The sequence below is a fragment of the Xanthomonas sp. SHU 166 genome (assembly GCF_000364685.1).
In the GTDB taxonomy this organism is placed as follows: Bacteria; Pseudomonadota; Gammaproteobacteria; order Xanthomonadales; family Xanthomonadaceae; genus Xanthomonas_A; species Xanthomonas_A sontii.
The window spans coordinates 1-665 of record NZ_AQOJ01000770.1 but is presented as its reverse complement, the minus strand read 5'-3'; the positions used below and the strand labels follow the sequence as shown (position 1 = coordinate 665).

1 protein-coding gene is annotated in these 665 nt (G+C 74.7%); it reads left to right on the top strand.

The features are described from left to right. The coding region (locus tag D180_RS17880) for a hypothetical protein (protein ID WP_017913872.1) at positions 1-665 on the top strand (665 nt) is incomplete at both ends.

The following is a 665-nucleotide window of genomic DNA, read 5'->3' as shown; positions in this document are numbered from 1 at the left end:
GGCAGGCGCCGCCGGCGGTGCGGGTCCGCGCCTTCGCCGCGCGCGAACACGACGGCCTGATCTGGCTGCGTCCCGATCCCGAGGGCGCGGACACACCGTCGCAGCTGGTGCAGGCGCTGCAGCCGTCGGCGCGGCGCTTCCTGTGGCGCACGCGCTGGGAGGCGCACGTGGTCGATGCGCTGGAGAACTTCCTGGACCCGCTGCACACCCATCTGCTGCATCCGGGCCTGGTGCGGCGCGGCGGCGCGCGCACCGCCATGCGCGCCGAGCTGCGCCACACCGACGAAGGCTTCCACGTCGACTACCGCGGCGCCGCGGCGCAGAGCGGCTGGCTGTACCGGTTGTTCGAATCGCCGCGCATCCTGGAACGCGCGCATTTCGCCGGCCCCGGCAGCGCGCAGATCGAGTACCGCTACGCGCGCGGCGGCCGCGTGCGGATCAGCCTGCACTTCACCCCGCTCGACGCGCGCAGCACCGACGTCTTCGCCAGCCTGCACGTGGAGGGGCGCTGGGCGCCGGCGTGGGCGGTGCGGCTGCTGGTGTGGCCGCTGCTGCGCCGGGTCGGCGAACAGGACCGACGCATGCTCGCGCTGCAGTCGCGCAACCTGCAGCGCTATCCGGGAGCGCGCGGTGCCTCCACCGCGCTGGACCTGGTGCGCGAACCG